17 protein-coding genes are annotated in these 16444 nt (G+C 65.5%); 5 read left to right on the plus strand and 12 right to left on the minus strand.

Features of this window, described 5'->3' with window-relative positions; all coding sequences use genetic code 11:
• Nucleotides 1-119: 119 nt before the first annotated feature.
• From truB to HWX07_RS36555, 9 genes are all read right to left on the minus strand, one after another.
• On the minus strand, nt 120-1052 hold the full coding sequence (gene truB, locus HWX07_RS36515) for a tRNA pseudouridine(55) synthase TruB (RefSeq protein ID WP_175879470.1): 933 nt from the start codon (nt 1050-1052) through the stop codon (nt 120-122).
• 13 nt (nt 1053-1065) lie between these two features.
• Nucleotides 1066-1464 carry a 30S ribosome-binding factor RbfA gene (gene rbfA, locus HWX07_RS36520; protein WP_011545262.1) on the minus strand — a complete coding sequence of 133 codons (399 nt, stop codon included), beginning with the start codon at nt 1462-1464 and terminating at the stop codon, nt 1066-1068.
• 114 nt (nt 1465-1578) lie between these two features.
• Nucleotides 1579-4494: a translation initiation factor IF-2 gene (gene infB, locus HWX07_RS36525; RefSeq protein ID WP_175879471.1), complete on the minus strand. Its 2916-nt coding sequence runs from the start codon at nt 4492-4494 to the stop codon at nt 1579-1581.
• 91 nt (nt 4495-4585) lie between these two features.
• On the minus strand, nt 4586-6061 hold the full coding sequence (gene nusA, locus HWX07_RS36530) for a transcription termination factor NusA (protein ID WP_034207114.1): 1476 nt from the start codon (nt 6059-6061) through the stop codon (nt 4586-4588).
• Nucleotides 6061-6519: a ribosome maturation factor RimP gene (rimP, locus tag HWX07_RS36535; protein ID WP_006476167.1), complete on the minus strand. Its 459-nt coding sequence runs from the start codon at nt 6517-6519 to the stop codon at nt 6061-6063. Before rimP ends, nusA begins: the two co-directional genes overlap by 1 nt.
• A 449-nt stretch (nt 6520-6968) precedes the next feature.
• Entirely contained in the window at nt 6969-8729 is a 1761-nt protein-coding gene (gene rluB / locus HWX07_RS36540) for a 23S rRNA pseudouridine(2605) synthase RluB (RefSeq protein WP_175879472.1), read from the minus strand.
• 60 nt (nt 8730-8789) lie between these two features.
• The gene (scpB, locus tag HWX07_RS36545; protein ID WP_175879473.1) at nt 8790-9827 is read right to left on the minus strand and encodes an SMC-Scp complex subunit ScpB; all 1038 of its coding nucleotides are present in this window, start codon (nt 9825-9827) and stop codon (nt 8790-8792) included.
• Nucleotides 9828-10100: 273 nt separating this feature from the next.
• Nucleotides 10101-11303 carry a pyridoxal phosphate-dependent aminotransferase gene (locus tag HWX07_RS36550; RefSeq protein ID WP_175879474.1) on the minus strand — a complete coding sequence of 401 codons (1203 nt, stop codon included), beginning with the start codon at nt 11301-11303 and terminating at the stop codon, nt 10101-10103.
• A 76-nt stretch (nt 11304-11379) separates the two neighbouring features.
• Nucleotides 11380-12282 (minus strand): LysR family transcriptional regulator, encoded by a 903-nt coding sequence (locus HWX07_RS36555; RefSeq protein ID WP_012328377.1) that lies wholly within the window; start codon nt 12280-12282, stop codon nt 11380-11382.
• A gap of 428 nt (nt 12283-12710) precedes the next feature.
• Between HWX07_RS36555 and HWX07_RS36560 the strand changes: the two genes are divergently transcribed.
• On the plus strand, nt 12711-13112 hold the full coding sequence (locus HWX07_RS36560) for a transposase (RefSeq protein ID WP_006409263.1): 402 nt from the start codon (nt 12711-12713) through the stop codon (nt 13110-13112).
• A 198-nt stretch (nt 13113-13310) separates the two neighbouring features.
• Nucleotides 13311-13562 (plus strand): hypothetical protein, encoded by a 252-nt coding sequence (locus HWX07_RS36565; RefSeq protein WP_012328376.1) that lies wholly within the window; start codon nt 13311-13313, stop codon nt 13560-13562.
• A 193-nt stretch (nt 13563-13755) separates the two neighbouring features.
• On the opposite strand, the gene HWX07_RS36570 is transcribed toward HWX07_RS36565, so the two are convergent.
• On the minus strand, nt 13756-14073 hold the full coding sequence (locus HWX07_RS36570) for a hypothetical protein (protein ID WP_011545254.1): 318 nt from the start codon (nt 14071-14073) through the stop codon (nt 13756-13758).
• Between the two features lie 160 nt (nt 14074-14233).
• On the opposite strand from HWX07_RS36570, the gene HWX07_RS36575 reads away from it, so the two are divergent.
• The 3 genes from HWX07_RS36575 (at nt 14234) to HWX07_RS36585 (ending at nt 15842) form a co-directional block, all read left to right on the plus strand.
• The gene (locus HWX07_RS36575; protein ID WP_027810281.1) at nt 14234-14950 is read left to right on the plus strand and encodes a YdcF family protein; all 717 of its coding nucleotides are present in this window, start codon (nt 14234-14236) and stop codon (nt 14948-14950) included.
• 222 nt (nt 14951-15172) lie between these two features.
• A complete protein-coding gene (locus tag HWX07_RS36580) occupies nt 15173-15448 on the plus strand; it encodes a hypothetical protein (RefSeq protein ID WP_006486101.1) in 276 nt (91 codons plus the stop codon).
• Nucleotides 15449-15584: 136 nt separating this feature from the next.
• Nucleotides 15585-15842: a hypothetical protein gene (locus tag HWX07_RS36585; protein WP_006476176.1), complete on the plus strand. Its 258-nt coding sequence runs from the start codon at nt 15585-15587 to the stop codon at nt 15840-15842.
• Nucleotides 15843-15890: 48 nt separating this feature from the next.
• Here the strand turns inward: HWX07_RS36585 and HWX07_RS36590 are convergent, their stop codons facing one another.
• Complete coding sequence (locus HWX07_RS36590; RefSeq protein ID WP_027810280.1) at nt 15891-16181, minus strand: putative quinol monooxygenase; 291 nt, start codon at nt 16179-16181, stop codon at nt 15891-15893.
• 11 nt (nt 16182-16192) lie between these two features.
• A partial coding sequence (locus HWX07_RS36865) for a hypothetical protein (RefSeq protein ID WP_208457120.1) occupies nt 16193-16444 on the minus strand: 252 nt, incomplete at its 5' end.

The raw sequence follows: 16444 nt of genomic DNA on the forward strand, positions 1-16444 counted from the left end.
CCGCATGCCGCGCTGAAATACAAAACGCCCGATGCGGTGCATCGGGCGTTCTAGCGTCTGAATACTGTCAACCTATTCCAGGACTTGACATGCCGCGCGCACTTGCGTGCGCTGCTGCGTCATTGAGCCGTCACGACGAGCCGTTCCGGGGCAAGCACGCCATTCGCCTTGCGCGCCACGCCGAGCAACCGGGTGGCGTCGTACACGCGCACGCGCTCGCCATCGGCCGCGTCGATCGGCTCGAGCGCCGACAGCGGCAGACGCTGGCCGTGCAGGAACCGCTTCGCGCTGGCTTCGTCGAGACGCACCAGCGGAAACGTCGACAGCAACGCATCGACCGGCTGAAGCCACGCCTCGCGCGCCGCTTCGGCAGCGTCCGACAGCGCATCGAGCGTCACCGCATGCTCGAGCGTCAGCGCGCCGACGCCCGTGCGGCGCAGCATCGTCAGATGCGCACCGCAGCCAAGCGCTTCACCGATATCTTCCGCGAGCGTACGCACGTACGTGCCCTTGCTGCAGGTCACGCGAAACGTCACGTCGGGCAGTTCGCAGGCGAGCAGATCGAGCGCATGGATCGCCACGTTGCGGCCTTCCCGCTCGACGGTCTGGCCGGCCCGCGCATATTCGTACAGCGGCTTGCCGTCGCGTTTGAGCGCCGAATACATCGGCGGTACCTGCACGATGTCGCCGGTGAAGCGCACGAGCGCGGCCTCCACCGCCGCGCGATCGCATTCGACGAGCCGCGTGTCGATCACCTCGCCTTCCGCGTCGCCGGTGGCCGTGCGCTGGCCGAGACGCATCGTCGCTTCATACGTCTTGTCGGCGTCGAGCAAGTCCTGCGAGAACTTCGTCGCCTCGCCGAAGCACAGCGGCAGCAGGCCCGAAGCCAGCGGATCGAGCGTGCCGGTGTGACCGGCTTTCTTCGCAAGAAGCAGGCGCTTTGCGCGAATCAGCGCATCGTTGCTCGACAGGCCGATCGGCTTGTCGAGCAGGAGAACGCCGTCCAGCACGCGTCGGGGCACGCGCGGACGTGGGGGTGCTGCATTCGTCATAGGCCGGTCGAGCTCAATCGTCCTTGGCAGGCGTGTCGGCCTCGTCGTCGTCCTTCGCGCGTGTCGAGTTCGCTTCCTTGATCAGGCGCGACATTTCGACGGCCTTCTCGATCGTCTGGTCGTAGTGGAAATGCAGCGTCGGCACCGTGTGAATGTGCAGGCGCTTGAACAGCAGGTTGTGCAGGTGCCCCGACGCATGGTTCAGCGCCTCCTGCGTTTTCTCCGGATCGCCGGTGAGCGCCGTGAAGTAGACCTTCGCGTGCGCATAGTCCGGCGTGAGTTCCACGCTCTGGATGGTCACGATGCCGATGCGCGGATCTTTGACCTCGCGCATGATGAGTTCGGACAGATCGCGCTGAATCTGATCGGCGATCTGAACGTTGCGATTGGGGGAAGTACGTTTCCTGGACATGATCGATCCGTGATCCGTTTATCAGGATGAAGCGGCGGCCATGTTCGGCACGCCACCATGAAAATGGGCGGGACAGGCCCAAGCCTGCCCCGCCCAAGAGCCGATACGCAACGATTACAGCGTACGTGCGACTTCGGTCACTTCGAAGACTTCGAACTGGTCGCCTTCGGTGACGTCGTTGAAGTTCTTCACCGACATACCGCACTCGAAGCCTTGCTTGACTTCCTTCACGTCGTCCTTGAAGCGCTTCAGCGATTCGAGTTCGCCCGTGAAGATCACGACGTTGTTGCGCAGCACGCGAACCGACGACGAGCGCTTGACGATACCGTCGGTGACCATACAGCCGGCGACCGTGCCGATCTTCGGCACCTTGAACACCTGGCGCACCTCGACCATACCGGTGATGACTTCACGCTTCTCCGGCGCCAGCATGCCCGACATCGCCGCCTTCACCTCGTCCACTGCGTCGTAGATGATGTTGTAGTAGCGGATATCGATGCCGTTCGCCTCGGCCAGCTTGCGTGCCTGTGCGTCCGCACGCGTGTTGAAGCCGATGATGACCGCCTTCGATGCCGTCGCGAGGTTGACGTCGTTTTCGCTGATGCCACCGACCGCGCTGTGCACGATCTGCACGCGCACTTCATCGGTCGACAGCTTGAGCAGCGACTGCACGAGCGCTTCCTGCGAACCCTGCACGTCTGCCTTGATGATGAGCGGCAGGTTCTGCACTTCGCCTTCGCCCATCTGCTCCAGCATGCTTTCCAGCTTCGCGGCCTGCTGCTTCGCGAGCTTCACGTCGCGGAACTTGCCCTGACGGAACAGGGCGATTTCACGCGCCTTGCGCTCGTCCGGCAGCACGATCACTTCCTCGCCCGCGCCCGGCACTTCCGACAGACCCTGGATTTCGACCGGGATCGACGGGCCGGCTTCCTTCGTCGGCTTGCCGTTCTCGTCGAGCATCGCACGGACGCGACCGTAGGCCGTACCCGCCAGCACGATGTCGCCGCGGTTCAGCGTACCGGACTGCACGAGGATCGTCGCGACCGGGCCTTTACCCTTGTCGAGCTTCGCTTCGATCACGATGCCCTTGGCCGGCGCCTCGACCGGTGCCTTCAGTTCCAGCACTTCGGCCTGCAGCAGCACGTTCTCGAGCAGATCGTCGATACCTGCGCCCGTCTTGGCCGACACCGGCACGAACGGCGAATCGCCACCGTACTCTTCCGGCACGACGCCTTCCGCGACCAGCTCCTGCTTGACGCGATCCGGGTTCGCTTCCGGCTTGTCGATCTTGTTGATCGCGACGACGATCGGCACGCCACCCGCCTTCGCGTGGGCGATGGCTTCCTTAGTCTGCGGCATCACGCCGTCGTCGGCCGCCACCACCAGCACCACGATGTCGGTCGCCTTCGCGCCGCGTGCACGCATTGCCGTGAACGCTTCGTGACCCGGCGTATCGAGGAACGTGATGACGCCACGCGGCGTGTCGACGTGATAAGCGCCGATGTGCTGCGTAATGCCGCCCGCTTCGCCCGCGGCAACCTTCGCGCGGCGGATGTGGTCGAGCAGCGAGGTCTTGCCGTGGTCGACGTGACCCATCACCGTGACGACCGGCGGACGCGGCAGCTGCTCGGCATCGGTACCGGATTCGCCTTCGACCAGCAGCGCTTCCGGATCGTCCAGCTTCGCGGCAACCGCGCGGTGGCCCAGTTCCTCGACGATGATCATCGCCGTTTCCTGGTCCAGCACCTGGTTGATCGTGACCATCTGGCCCATCTTCATCATCACCTTGATGACTTCGGAGGCCTTGATCGACATCTTGTGCGCGAGATCGGCCACCGACACGGTTTCCGGCACGTGCACTTCACGGACGATCGGTTCGGTCGGCGCCTGGAACGTCGAGCTGTCCTGGTGACGGCCGCGACCCTTCGGGCCGCCGCGCCAGCCGCGGTCGACGCCGCCGCTCGAGTCGCCGCGCGTCTTGATGCCGCGACGCTTCGCCGCGTCGTCCTGCCAGCCGCCCTTGCCTGCGCCCGGCTTCTTGTTGCGGTCGCCCGCGCCTGCCGGCGCCTGCGTGGTGGCCGGAGCCACCGCGCCAGCCGGCTTCTTCACGGCCGGACGCGCCTGCGCACCTTCCGGCTTCGCCGGCTTGTGCAGCGTGCCCTTCGCTTCAGCCGGCTTCGGCGGTTCGACCGGCTTCGGCGGCTCGACTGCCTTGACCACGGCCTTGCGCGGCGTGTTCATCATTTCGCGGATCGCGCGTGCCTCGGCTTCCGCCGCCGCGCGACGCTTGCTGATCTCTTCTTGCTCGGCGCGCGCCTTGTCGGCTGCCTCACGGGCAGCGTCCTCGGCCTTCTTCGCCGCTTCGCGCTGGGCCGCGCGTTCGGCGGCTGCGCGTGCTTCGTCCTGCGCGGACTGCGTCGGCGTCGCTTCCTGCTCGGCAGCAGCCTGCTGCGCTGCCGCCTGCTGCTGGGCTGCGGCGGCTTCCGCCGCGGCACGCTTCGTCGCCGCTTCTTCCTCGGCGCGACGGCGCTCGGCCTCGGCCGCTTCCTCGCGGGCGCGACGTTCGGCTTCCTCGCGTTCGAGGCGTTCCTGACGCTCGCGCAGTTCCTGCGCCTGCTTCTCAAGCAGCTCGGCCTCGCGGCGCGCCTCTTCCTCGCGACGCTTCAGTTCCGCATCGTCGTCCGCTTCGGCGACCTGCGCCTGACCCTGATCCGCACCTTCGGCCACGTCGTCGCGCTTGACGAACGTACGCTTCTTGCGAACCTCGACCTGAATGGTGCGAGCCTTGCCCGTCGCGTCAGATTGCTTGATCTCCGACGTATGCTTGCGGGTCAGCGTGATCTTGCGCTTGTCGCCGTCAGTTGCGCCGTGCGACTTGCGCAAATGATCGAGCAGACGCGCCTTGTCCGTTTCGGACAGCGCATCGTCTTCACTCGCTTTCTGGACGCCCGCTGCCTGCAGCTGTTCGAGCAGCACACCAGCAGGCATTTTCAGTTCCGCGGCAAATTGGGCTACGTTGTTACTCGCCATTCATTCCTCTTAGTGCAAGGACCGATTCCTTGCGGTTAGCATCGGGTCAGGCCATACGGCCGCCATCAAATCAGTGCGCCATGGTCATTTCTCACTGGAACCAATGTTCACGTGCTTTCATGATCAACGCCTTAGCGGCATCCTCTTCCATTCCGGTCATGTCGACCAGTTCATCTACAGCCAGCTCGGCGAGATCGTCGCGCGTCTGCACGCCGTGTTCGGCCAGCTTCGCGAGCAACTCCGGCGTGACGCCGTCGAGGCTCTTGAGATCCAGCGCTGCGTTCTCGACCTTTTCTTCGTTCGCGATGGCCATCGTCAACAGCGCGTCGCGTGCGCGGTTGCGCAGTTCGTGCACGGTGTCCTCGTCGAACGCTTCGATTTCGAGCATTTCGTTGAGCGGCACGTACGCGATTTCTTCGAGGCTCGTGAAGCCTTCGTCAATCAGGATGTCGGCAACTTCTTCGTCGACGTCGAGACGCGCCATGAACAGCGCACGCAGCCGGTCGCGTTCTTCACCCTGCTTCAGGGCGGACTCGTCCGGCGTCATGATGTTGATCTGCCAGCCGGTCAGCTCGCCGGCAAGGCGAACGTTCTGACCGCTGCGGCCGATCGCGACAGCCAGTTCGTTCTCGTCGACGACGACGTCCATCGAATGCTTTTCTTCATCGACGACGATCGACTGGACGGCTGCCGGCGCGAGCGCGCCGATCACGAACTGGGCGGGATCCTCCGACCATAGCACGATGTCGATGTTTTCGCCACCAAGCTCGTTGCGCACGGCCTGCACGCGGGAGCCGCGGATGCCGACACAGGTGCCGATCGGATCGATCCGCTTGTCGTAGGCGATGACGCCGATCTTCGCGCGCACGCCCGGGTCGCGGGCAGCCGCCTTGATCTCGAGCAGGCCCTGCTCGATTTCCGGCACTTCCATCTCGAACAGCTTCATCAGGAATTCCGGCGCCGTGCGCGACAGCTCGATCTGCGGGCCGCGCGCGGTGCGGTCGACCTTCGCGATGTACGCACGCACGCGGTCACCCACGCGCAGGTTTTCCTTCGGGATCAGCTGATCGCGGCGCAGCAGCGCCTCGACGCGGCCCGATTCGACGATGAAGTTGCCCTTGTCGAGGCGCTTCACCGTACCCGTCATGATCTTTTCGCCACGCTCGAGGTAGTCGTTCAGGATCTGCTCGCGCTCCGCGTCGCGCACCTTCTGCAGGATCACCTGCTTCGCGGCCTGCGCGCCGATGCGACCGAATTCGATCGACGGAACGGGTTCCTCGACATACTCGCCGACTTCGACGTCGGGCTTCTGCTCACGCGCTTCGAACAGCAGGATCTCGCGATCCGGCTCCTGCAAGCCTGCCTCGTCGGGCACGACGAGCCAGCGACGGAAGGTTTCGTGCTCGCCGCTTTCGCGATCGATATGGACGCGGATTTCGGCGCCTTCGTCGAACAGCTTCTTGGAAGCGGAAGCGAGCGCGGCCTCGAGGGCGCCCAGCACCACATCCTTGTCGACGTTTTTCTCGCGCGCCAGCGCATCCACCAGCATCAACACTTCGCGACTCATTATTTGCGGCTCCTAAAGTCAACTTGCGGAATCAGGCGGGCTTTGTCGATATCGGCCAGCGTGAAATCCAGCATGGCTGCCTCGCCCTTCTTCCCCTCAAATTCCAAACCGATCGTTTCGCCATTCGGCGCGTGCAGAATGCCCCGGTACGTCTTGCGCCCGTCCAGCGGCTTTTTCAAGGTCACGGAAACTTCGCTGCCGGCGAAGCGCTCGAAGTCGGCCAGCTTCTTCAACGGGCGGTCGAGCCCCGGGGACGAGACTTCGAGCCGTTCGTAATCGATATTTTCGACCGTCAAGACGTGCTGGAGCTGACGCGTAACCTTTTCGCAATCTTCGAGCGAGATGCCGGCAGGCTGATCGATATAGATGCAAAGCATGCCGCGCCCGGTGCGCTCGAGTTCCACCAGCTCGTAGCCGAGCCCGGTGACCGTGGTTTCTATCAGTTCCGTCAGTTGCACAGTGTCCTCTCAGGTGTTCGCGCCCGCCGCTCGCGATTCACCCGCGGGCGCGCGCCTTAGCCGGCGCAGGAAGCGCTACCCGAGATGCCTAACCGTTTCAGCAAAAAAAAATGGGCGGAACGCCCATCTTCTTACTGGTGGTCGCACCTGAGCCGCACATTGAATCCGTACGCCCAGCGACTCCGCGATTATAGCGATTTTTGGCGCAAACGCCAAGCCAGCCGGTAAAAGCAGCGCGCCGGCTGCCTTTACGGACCGAAAATGCGAAATCGGGCTGCCCTATCGACCGGTACCACCCTACCGCACCGGTGATCGTCGTTGTCGCGGCACGCGACATGGATGCAGCCGAAACCCGTCAACGCAATGCCCCGCATCGACAAAGCCGGCCGGATGCCGGCCACGCCGACGTATCGGCGGCTTTGCGCCGCCGCACGTCAATCGACAGACGCTTAGCGGCTGCGCGTACGGCTGCGCTGCGGACGCTGACCGCCGCGCGGGCCGCCGTTGCCGGCGCCATCGGCACGATTGCCGTTCGGATTGCGATTGCCGCCGCCCTTGCTGCCGCCGCGCTTGCCGCCCGCACCCTCGCGCTTGGGGCCTGCGCCATACGACGCGCGATTGCCGTCGACATCGCGACCGCCGCCTGCGCGGTTGCCGTCGCGGCCACCGCCGGTACGATTGCCGTCACGGCCGCCGCCCGCGCGGTTGCCGTAACCCGACGGCGCAACCGGCAAGCTGCCGTAGCCGCTCAGGCCCGGCAAGCCCGGCCCGCCGCGTCGGCCACCGCCGCGACGCGGCTGGTCGAGTTGCCCGTGCGTCGTCAGCACCGGTTCGCGGCTGATGAAGCCCATCGACGTCTGCATCGGATCGGGCTGGCGACGCTCGGTCGGACCGGCAGCGCCGCCGCGCTTGCCCTTCTCCTCGGACGGCGCCTTCAGGCCGACGGTCGCCATCAGCTTGCGCACCTGTGCGTCGTCGAGCTCTTCCCAACGACCACGCTTCAGGCCGCGCGGCAGCGGAATCGGGCCGTGACGCGTACGGATCAACCGGCTCACCATCAGGCCGACCGCTTCAAACATACGGCGCACTTCGCGGTTGCGGCCCTCGGCCAGCGCGACGTGATACCAGTGGTTCGTACCTTCGCCGCCGCCATCGCGGATGCGCAGGAAATTCGCCGGACCGTCGTCGAGCTCGACGCCGTGCAGCAGTTTCTGCCGCATGCCTTCGGCCAACTCGCCGACGACCCGCACCGCATACTCGCGCTCGACGCTGTAACGCGGATGCATGAAGCGGTTCGCGAGATCACCGGAAGTCGTCAGCATCAGCAGACCTTCGGTATTGAAGTCGAGGCGGCCCACCGCAAGCCATTTCGCCGTCTTCATCGGCGGCAGACGGTCGAACACCGACGGACGGCCTTCCGGATCCGCGTGGCTCACGATTTCGCCGGTCGGCTTGTGATACAGCAGCACGCGCGGCGGCTTGTTCGGCAGCTTACGCTTGACCGGCTTGCCGTTGATCCGCACCTGGTCGGTCGGCATGATCCGCTGGCCGATGTGCGCGGGCTCGCCGTTCACCGACACGCGGCCGGCGACGATCAGCTCTTCCATTTCGCGGCGCGACCCCATGCCCGCTTCCGCCAGCACCTTGTGGAGCTTCGGCGCGTCGTCGTCCGGCGACAGCACGCGCTTGTTCGCCGGCTGGGCGCGGCCGCGGCGCAACATCGGCGCACGCACACCGCTACCGCCCGCGGAGTTGTCCGCGTCGAAGGCCGGCGACGTCACGTATGCGAACAGTTCGTCCTGGGACGCATCGCCTTCCGTCGCCTTCGCCGGGCCACCTTCAGCCTTCGCTGCACCGCGACGGCCCTGGCCAGCCTGGCCGCCCTTGCCCGCCGCCGCGCCTTCGCGCTTGCCGGCCGGCTTGCGACCGCCCTTGGCCGCGCCTTCCTTGCGCGGCGCACGCGCCGGCTGCGCGTCGGCAGCCTCGGCCGACTGCGCATCCGCGCCCTCGGTACCCTGCTGCTCGCCTTCGGCGCCCTTCGACTTGGCCGCCGCGCGACGCCGCGCGATCAGGCTACGCGGGCCGCGCCGCAGACCGCGGCGGGGACGCTCGTCGCCACCCGCGGCCGAAGCATCCTGCTCCGGCGCATCGTCGGCACGCGCTGCCTGCACGGCAGGCGCGGACGATTCAATATCGTGGATATCTGTCAAAACAACCTCAAAATGTCAGGTCTCGCGCCCGGCGCGGGCGCGGCAAGAAGTTGGCCGCGATCAGGCGCGACGCTGTTCGGGTTCTGCTTCGTCGTCCGGCAGCGCGTCGGCGCCAATGGGCGCACTGGCGCTTCGGACGGCATCCGCGAGACTGTCGGACGTGTCGTCCAGCGTCTCGTCGTCCGCGGGACGGGAGCGGGAGGCGTCGGCCTGATCGGCCTCGCCGGGCATGTCGCCGGCCGCTTCCGCTCCGTCTCCGGCAGCCGCTTCGGCGGCCGGCTTGCGATCTTCCTCGCTCCAATCCGCACGCTGCGGCTCGGGCTGCACACCGGTCGGCACTGCTTCGGCGCCAACCTGTTCCATCTGTTCCATTTGCCCGCGATCAGCATCGAGCGTATCGCGACTCGGAATTTCCTGCGTCGACGCGACGTCGGCCGCGGCATCGCGAGGCCCTTCGGCCGACTCGTCGGCGGGCGCTTTATCCGCCAGCGCCTGCGGCACGTCGGCCGCTGCGTCGTCGGCCACCACTAAGTCACCGTCGAAATCCATGGCCTGCTGCGCGAGCAGCGCGGCCTCGATGTTCGCGGCCGGCTCTTCGAGTGCCGGCAGGTCGTCGAGCGCCTTCAGGCCGAGATCGTCGAGGAACTGCTTGGTCGTCGCATACAGCGCCGGACGCCCCGGCACGTCGCGATGGCCGATCACCTCGATCCAGCCGCGATCCTCGAGTTGCTTGACCACCTGCGTATTGACCGTGACGCCACGAATCTCTTCGATGTCGCCGCGCGTGACGGGCTGCCGGTACGCGATGATTGCGAGCGTTTCGAGCACAGCGCGCGAATATTTCGGCGGCTTCTCGGGATGCAGGCGATCGAGATAATGACGCATCGCCGGCTTGCTCTGAAAGCGCCACCCGGTCGCCAGCGCCACCAGTTCGACACCGCGACCGGACCAATCCTGTTTCAGATCTTCGAGCAACGTGCGGACCGTGTCAGCCGACACGCCGTCGGCAAAGAGCTTGCGCAAATCGCCGAGCTTCAGCGGTTCCTGCGCGCAGATCAAAGCAGTCTCGAGGACGATCTTCGCCTCTTGGGTATTCATGCAGCTAGGCCAGACCCTGTGGTCAAACGAACCGGATCAACAAACAGACGAAAGGAACGGAAGACGCGCTCGCCCGATTCTGATCGGTCATATTGATGGGAGCACGAACCGGGGGCGGCGAATCAACTTCAAGCCAGGCCCAAACCGGACGGAACAGCACGGCTCAACGACGGAACCGCGTGACTGAGCGCCATATTACGCAAAATTGCCCGGTGCGTAAAGATGAGCGAAACAGGCCGCCGCCCCGGGCGGCACGCCCGCTCCGTCCCCGCTTCAGCGAACGCCCGCGCCGTGTGCGAGGAACCGGCGCAGCCGCTCGACACCCGCATCGAGTCGCGACGGATCGCACGCATAACACCACCGTACGAACCCTTCTCCCTCCGGGCCGAACGCTCGGCCGGGCGCCAGGCCGAGCCCCGCGTCGCGCACCAGCGTCTTGCAGAACGCCAGGCTGTCGGTCGCGCCCGGCAGCCGCAGGAACAGGTACATCGCGCCCGGCGGAGGCGGCACTTCGACGCCCGGCAGGGTCCGCAGCGCGGCGACCAGGTGATCACGCGCGCGGCGCAGCGCCGTGACGAACGACCGAACGAACGGCTCCCCGTCGCGCAACGCGACCTCACCGGCGGCCTGCACGAAGCCCGGCGCGCACGACGTGTTGTATTCGACGAGCTTCGACAGGTCGCCCATCACCGACGCCGGCGCAATCAGCCATCCGAGCCGCCAGCCCGTCATCGCCCATGCCTTCGAGAACGAATTCACGACCACGACGCGCTCGTCGCGCGACGCGATATCGAGAAACGACGGCGCGCCGCCCTCGTCGAACGCAAGCCGCTCGTACACCTCGTCGGCGACCAGCCAGATGCCGTGACGACGACAATGGGCGAGCACGGCCTGCTGATCGTCGCGCGACATCGTCCAGCCGGTCGGGTTGTTCGGCGAGTTGATCAGCAGCATCCGCGTATCAGGCGTCAGCGCCGCGAGCAACCGGCCGACGTCGAGCTGCCAGCCCGCGTCGCCGTAGCCGAGCGGCACGCACTCGACCTGCGCGCCGAGGATCTTCGGGATCTCGACGAGATTCGGCCACAGCGGCGTGACCGCGACGACACGTTCGCCCGGCCCGACCAGCATCTGCGCAGCCAGCATCAGCGCACTCACGCCCGAACTCGTCACGGCGACCGTGTCGGCCGCCGTCGCACCGTGACGCGCGCTGACATAGGCCGCGATCGCGTCGCGCAGCGCCGCCGTACCGAGATTGTGCGTGTAGAAGGTCGCGCCATCGCGCAGCGCCGCGGCCGCGGCGTCGCGGATGAAGTCCGGCGTCACGCGATCGGATTCGCCGAACCAGAACGGCAGCATGTCCGGCACGCCGAAGCCGGCGTTTGCGACCTCGCGGATCAGCGACGGCCGCAGCGCGTGTACCGCGGCGCGCGCCGCCGGCTCATCGTTCGCCGGGAAAAAACCTGCGGAATGCGTCATCGAAAACCACCGCCGAGGAACACGATCCGCGTAGTGTACCGGCCGGCAAGCCAGACCGGACGCACGCCAATATGCGTCAATCGAGATCCTCGGCCCTCGCCGGCATCTGCCGCACGAGCTCCCAGATCGCCTGCGCGGCGGGCGACAACGACCGGTCGCGGCGGCGCACCAGTTCGACGGTGCGCTCGGTGCGCGGCGTGAGCGGCCGCGCAACCAGCGTCGAGCCGGCAGGCAGCGGCAGCGACAGCCACGGCTGCACGCTCACGCCGACACCGGCCTCGACCAGCCCGAACACGGTCGCCGAATGCCCGAGCTCCTGCATGACCGTCGCGTTGACGCGATGCGTGGCCAGCGCCGCATCGATCAGCGGCCGACTGCCCGACGCATGATCGAGCAGCACGAGGCGCTCGCCATCCAGCGCCGTCCACGGCACCTCGGCCCGTGCCGCGAGCGGATGATCGGCGCGCGCGACGAGGCAGAACGAATCGGTCATCAGCGGCTCGCAGACGAGATCGGCGACCGTCAGCGGTCCGATCACGACGCCGAAGTCGACTTCGCTCGACTTCACCTTGCGCAACACGTCGCTCTGCACGTCATCGCGCAGGCCGAGCGTCACGAACGGGAACTGGCGCTCGCACGACGCCACCACCCGCGGCATCAGCCTGCATGCAATCGTCGGACTTGCCGCGACGATCACGCGCCCGCGGCGCTGCTCGCCGATCTCGCGAATCTCACGCAGCGTGTCGTCGAGATCGTCGAGCAGACGCGACACGCTCGCGATCAGGTTCGCACCGACGTCGGTCAGCTGCACGTCGCGCGTCGTGCGGTCGATCAGCTTCAGCCCGAGTTCGGCCTCGAGCTCGCGCACGCAGCGGCTGACCGCGGACTGCGTGAGCCCGATCTCGTCACCCGCCCGACTGAAGCTCTTGAGCCGCGCGACCTCGATGAATACGCGAAGCTGGCGCAGCGTAACGTTCATGTCCCGACCTCATCAATCGCCGATATCGATGCGTGATTCTAATGTGCGAAACGGACCACCGTGAGCGAATCTGGCCCCCGTCGTCCATGTTTCGCTGCGGTGCAATAGATTCGCAAACGCACGTGACATGGGCGAATTGCACAAGATTGGTGATTGTCCCGATTTGCTCACGGGTTATTTTGGCGTCTTATACGCCCCTAGCTGACTTAGCTGTTAGCTCGCTGCCAAGCGGCTCTCAAGGGATTCACCTCTGACATGGCACGCTTCGTGCATTACCTTGCGCACAGGGTGCAGGTTTCGTCGGACGGAAGAGTAGAAACGCCGCTGCCGGCCAACCGGACGCCCCCACCCGGCACTCGACGATCGAGTGCTTGAAGAGTGCGCGGCGCAGGGCAGCGCACCGGAGTTAGCTTCGCTGAGGTGAGGACATGATGCTGTTCGACGATTTGAGAGATAACGAATGGGCGCTGGTCGAGGGTCTGTTTTGCTCGGAGCCCGCACGGAGTGAGCGGCGTGGCCGCCCCCGCGTGGAAGCCCGATCGGTAGTCAACGCCGTGCTGTGGGTGCTGTCGACGGGCGAAGGCTGGTCGAAACTGCCGGGCCGCTATCCGTCCCCGCCGACCTGCCGCCGCCGCTTCGACGAATGGCAGGCGGACGGTACGCTCGCCGAAATCGTGAAACGACTCGGCACGAGCGGCCGTCAGATCTCGCTGCGCGGACGCATCGGCGCAAGCGCGGCGAAGCCGCCCGCACCGCCGAGCCGCGACCGGCTGCGCGGCGCATTCTGGACCAATCCGGAATCCTGGCGCGCGCCCGTCAAGATGGCGTAACGAATGCTCGATCGGGCGGCTTCGGCCGCCCGGTTTCTTTTTGCGACGCGACTTTGTTGCGACGCATGCCTTGCCGTCGATTACCGTTGTCGTGCCGCGAAACATCTATTTACCAATATTTACAGCAAGCCTGCACTCCCACGCTTACCTTAGCGTCATATCAACAGGCCGCACTGACGGCTTGAAGGGAGCCCCGCCATGAAAACAATGTCACTGCTCGTTGCATGCGGCATTGTCGTTTCCGTGGCGCTGACCGCTCCCGTCCATGCCGACGATCGGGTGAAACCGCCGCATCGCCAGCAGGATCACCGCAACACCCTCCGCCAGCCTCCACCCGCCAACCCGTCCGGCCGGCAAACCGTGCCGCGCGGCGACTTGCGCGGCGACATCGCCAGCAACGCGCGAGCACGGATCGGCTCACAGCCACCGGGCATGTCGCGTCATCCGTAGTCCTGCCGATTTCGAGATTTCACCAAAGAAAATGCCCGGATCCGGGAACTGCGCCCCATGCGGCGAGTCACATCGTTGCCATGAGCACAGCGTGGCAGCAGCAAAAGTATCCGGTACGCCCGTATCCTCGCGATACGGGCTTTTTTTTGCATCGCCGGCCTGCGCAGCGATGCGCGGGGCGGGATGAATACCGCTACAGGCGGCTTTCGAGAATCGCCACGGCGCTCGCTTCGCTCAATGCGTAGTCGTCCATGCGGCGATCAGTCCAGGAAAGTAATTTCTCGGCACGCTCAAGGCGGGAGAATTCGGCTCGACCGCTGTCGGTCAGTACGGCGATGTCGACCGGTGCATGGAAGCCCGGTGCGGGGGCAACGGTCTTCTGCCTGACCGTGTCCATCAGCCCGAGCGAACGGAGATACTCGAACACGCCCGGGCGGCGTGCCCACGGTACCTGGCGGTACTGCACTCGTCTCAATGCGTCGAGCACCGCTTCGTTGGAATACGTGGCCATCTCGATTCTTTCTTAAAGTGCAGCGACAATGCGAAGCGGCGTGCCGGGCGGGGTCTCCGCCCGCCGAAACCGCCACCGATTCTGGAGGCAGACGTTGTTCGGCGTCGCGTCAGGGCCGTATCGTCAGCCGTCCATAAAAAGACACCATACCCCAATCAAATTGATTCTGTTCGATTCATTTGTACTTCTCTTCATCGGTTTCATGCTCTGCCGCAAGCAGCGTCGCACCATTTCGATCGTCGCCGCCGCGCTGTTCTGGCTGCTGGCGACGGGCTGGCTCGCTGCGCCGCTGATCGCCTGGAGCGAGGCCGGCGTCACACCGGTCGAGCATCCCGACATGCACGGGCGAACCACGCTGATCCTCATCGGCGCCGGCACGCACCGCACCGACACCGGAGTGCAGCCGCCGCCCGACGGCGTCGCGCGCATCCACAAGGTTGCGGCGCTCTATCGCACGTGCCGGCAGCAGGCCGAACGCTGCACCGTGGTGATGTCGGGCGGCGACCCGCAGCATCACGGCGACACCGAGGCAGCCGTATACGGGCGCCAACTTGTCGCCCAAGGCGTGGCGCCGGCCGACCTCGTGCTCGAACCGAACAGCCGCACAACCTACGAAAACGCGAAATTCACTGCATCTATACTACGCTCACAGTATGACGATGCGCGCGTTCTCGTCACGTCGTCGTACCAGATGCGCCGGGCACTGCTCGATTTCCGCCGTTTCGGTATCGATCCGCAGCCCGTTTATGCGAATCTCCGACGCGCGCAGACGGGTTGGCTGCCGCGCTGGCGCAATGTGGCCAATGCCGAGCAGGCGCTGCACGAGCTGGTCGGGATCGCGCAATTCCACGTATATCGCTGGCTCGGCTGGTTTTGACGACGGCACGCAAACCTGCGCGAAAATCGCTGCACCACCCTGGATGGCAGACGCGTGACGAAGTCCGCGAAGTGTTGCGCGACTTCAACGGGGCCTTGCGCCGTGCGACGATCCGGTGCACATTGATCCGTCACTTTTGTTACACTCGACACGCACTCGATTGCAGTCGCCAGACGAAAACGGCAACACTCGGGTTCATCACCACTTAGCGGAGGTAAAGCAATGAAGAAGACGTCCCTGGCTATCCTGGTAGCGATGTCGGCGCTGACTGGCGCAGCGTATGCGCAAGAGAGCACGCAGATTCAGACCATCACCGATCCGGCCAAGATCGCCGAGATCGAGCAGCGTGCGCAAGCGCTGCAACAGCAGCAAGCGGCCGAAGCGGCTCAGCCGGCGGCGCAGGAAGAGCATCACCACGGCAAGAAGGCTGCGCATCACAAGGCAGCTGCGAAGAAGGCCGGCAAGAAGGCGAAGGCTGCAGACGCTGCCAGCCAGTAAGTTCGGCGGCACCGCTCCAGCAAAAAGCCGAATCCGGGTAACCGGGTTCGGCTTTTTTGGTTGCGGCGCCCGCGCGCTGTGCTAAAGTCGCGCACCGAAATTTTCCACCCGTGCGCACCCCGGTGCGGAGGACAGCATGAGCAACATTCAACTCGACATCGAGTGGACCGAAGCCGCCACTCGCCAGATCAAGCAACTGATGCCCCGCGGATCGGACGACGCGTTTCTCGCGCTGCCGCCGATCGAATGCCTGCCGATGGAGGGCGACGTGCTGTTCCTCGGCCCGCAAGGCAAGCAGCAACCGTTCATCGTTGCCGAGCGTCAGTATCACCATGACGGCGATGCCGACTGGACGATCATCCTGATCCTCGACGTACCCAGCGCATCGCACTGACGCGCCGCCGCGACCGGACGCGTCCGGTCGCGCCCTACCCGGCTCGACTCAGACGAGCTTCGACAGCACGCGGATTTCGGAACGCTCGATCCAGTCCGCGGCGGCTTCGCGATAAGCGAGAATATGCGCGGAACGCGCATGAGCGGCCAGCGCCTCCTCGCTCTCCCAACGCTCGACGAATACGAACCGCGCGGGCTCCTTCAGATCCCGGTGCAGGTCGTACTGCAATGCGCCCGCTTCGTTGCGGGTCGGCTCGACGATTCCCTCGAGCACGGTGCGCAGTTTCTCCTCCGCGCCCGGCTTCGCCACGATCAGCGCCACGACTGCAATTTCCGCCATTCCCGCCTCCTTCATCCGAAAAAGTCCGAGAATACGCGAATCCCGCACCACGCATCGGCCATGCCGATACGACAGGGCGACGGCACCAAAAAAATAGCCCGCGCTTCAGAGAAGCGCGGGCGAAACCGTCGCCCTACGAGGATAGGCGACGGGGCCATCGAGATCCGCACGCTGTGTCGCGGGGCGGCGTAAAGGAGCCGGGGATGGGCGGCGTAATGGCGCCAGCAGAACCGGGGGTAAAACGCGGATTCGAACGGTTTCAA

The sequence above is a fragment of the Burkholderia sp. BCC0097 genome, assembly GCF_902832985.1.
Lineage (GTDB): Bacteria > Pseudomonadota > Gammaproteobacteria > Burkholderiales > Burkholderiaceae > Burkholderia > Burkholderia orbicola.

Bases quoted from the DNA above. Each gene is read 5' to 3' on its own strand.
- truB (WP_175879470.1), bottom strand. From the start codon at position 1,052: ATGACGAATGCAGCACCCCCACGTCCGCGCGTGCCCCGACGCGTGCTG.
- rbfA (WP_011545262.1), bottom strand. From the start codon at position 1,464: ATGTCCAGGAAACGTACTTCCCCCAATCGCAACGTTCAGATCGCCGAT.
- infB (WP_175879471.1), bottom strand. From the start codon at position 4,494: ATGGCGAGTAACAACGTAGCCCAATTTGCCGCGGAACTGAAAATGCCT.
- nusA (WP_034207114.1), bottom strand. From the start codon at position 6,061: ATGAGTCGCGAAGTGTTGATGCTGGTGGATGCGCTGGCGCGCGAGAAA.
- scpB (WP_175879473.1), bottom strand. From the start codon at position 9,827: ATGAATACCCAAGAGGCGAAGATCGTCCTCGAGACTGCTTTGATCTGC.
- HWX07_RS36550 (WP_175879474.1), bottom strand. From the start codon at position 11,303: ATGACGCATTCCGCAGGTTTTTTCCCGGCGAACGATGAGCCGGCGGCG.
- HWX07_RS36555 (WP_012328377.1), bottom strand. From the start codon at position 12,282: ATGAACGTTACGCTGCGCCAGCTTCGCGTATTCATCGAGGTCGCGCGG.
- HWX07_RS36560 (WP_006409263.1), top strand. From the start codon at position 12,711: ATGATGCTGTTCGACGATTTGAGAGATAACGAATGGGCGCTGGTCGAG.
- HWX07_RS36565 (WP_012328376.1), top strand. From the start codon at position 13,311: ATGAAAACAATGTCACTGCTCGTTGCATGCGGCATTGTCGTTTCCGTG.
- HWX07_RS36570 (WP_011545254.1), bottom strand. From the start codon at position 14,073: ATGGCCACGTATTCCAACGAAGCGGTGCTCGACGCATTGAGACGAGTG.
- HWX07_RS36580 (WP_006486101.1), top strand. From the start codon at position 15,173: ATGAAGAAGACGTCCCTGGCTATCCTGGTAGCGATGTCGGCGCTGACT.
- HWX07_RS36585 (WP_006476176.1), top strand. From the start codon at position 15,585: ATGAGCAACATTCAACTCGACATCGAGTGGACCGAAGCCGCCACTCGC.
- HWX07_RS36590 (WP_027810280.1), bottom strand. From the start codon at position 16,181: ATGGCGGAAATTGCAGTCGTGGCGCTGATCGTGGCGAAGCCGGGCGCG.